At 45.8% G+C, this 1042-nt stretch carries 1 protein-coding gene; it reads right to left on the reverse strand.

Translation table 11 applies throughout. From position 1 onward, the window contains the following. Positions 1-105 precede the first annotated feature (105 nt). The coding region (psbA, locus tag CUN59_RS17815) for a photosystem II q(b) protein (protein WP_104389108.1) at positions 106-1042 on the reverse strand (937 nt) is incomplete at its 5' end.

Raw genomic sequence — 1042 nt, forward strand, 5'->3', positions numbered from 1 at the left:
GCCCGCAAAATGTGTACCTCATACCTTCGCAAACTGCTGTATTTTCCCAAAACAAAAAACGCCCTCCGTAAGGAGAGCGTTTTCTAATTAACTAGACTCTAGTTATTAACCGTTGATAGCAGGAGCAGCTAAAGCAACAGGAGCAACATCAGCAGCAGCCAAGTCTAAGGGGAAGTTGTGAGCGTTACGCTCGTGCATTACTTCCATACCTAAGTTAGCGCGGTTGATTACATCAGCCCAAGTACCGATTACACGACCTTGAGAATCAATGATAGATTGGTTGAAGTTGAAACCGTTCAAGTTGAATGCCATGGTGCTTACACCCAAAGCTGTGAACCAGATACCAACTACTGGCCATGCAGCCAAGAAGAAGTGTAAGGAACGGCTGTTGTTGAAAGAAGCGTATTGGAAAATCAAGCGACCGAAGTAACCGTGTGCTGCAACGATGTTGTAGGTTTCTTCTTCTTGACCGAATTTATAACCGTAGTTTTGTGATTCGTTCTCGGTTGTTTCTTTAACCAAGGAAGATGTTACCAAAGAACCGTGCATTGCAGAGAACAAGGAACCACCGAATACACCAGCTACACCTAACATGTGGAAGGGGTGCATCAAGATGTTGTGTTCTGCTTGGAACACGATCATGAAGTTGAATGTACCGGAGATACCTAAAGGCATACCATCAGAGAATGAACCTTGACCGATGGGGTAGATCAGGAATACTGCGGTAGCTGCTGCTACAGGAGCAGAGAAAGCTAGGCAAATCCAAGGACGCATACCTAAGCGGTAGGAAAGTTCCCATTCACGACCGAGGTAGCAGAATACACCGATTAAGAAGTGGAATACTACTAACTGGTAAGGACCACCATTGTACAGCCACTCATCTAAGGAAGCAGCTTCCCAAATTGGGTAGAAGTGCAAACCGATAGCGTTGGAGGAAGGAACTACTGCACCGGAAATGATGTTGTTTCCGTAGAGTAATGAACCTGCAACTGGTTCACGGATACCGTCAATGTCAACGGGAGGAGCAGCTACGAATGCAATG

The organism is Cuspidothrix issatschenkoi CHARLIE-1 (genome assembly GCF_002934005.1).
Lineage (GTDB): Bacteria > Cyanobacteriota > Cyanobacteriia > Cyanobacteriales > Nostocaceae > Cuspidothrix > Cuspidothrix issatschenkoi.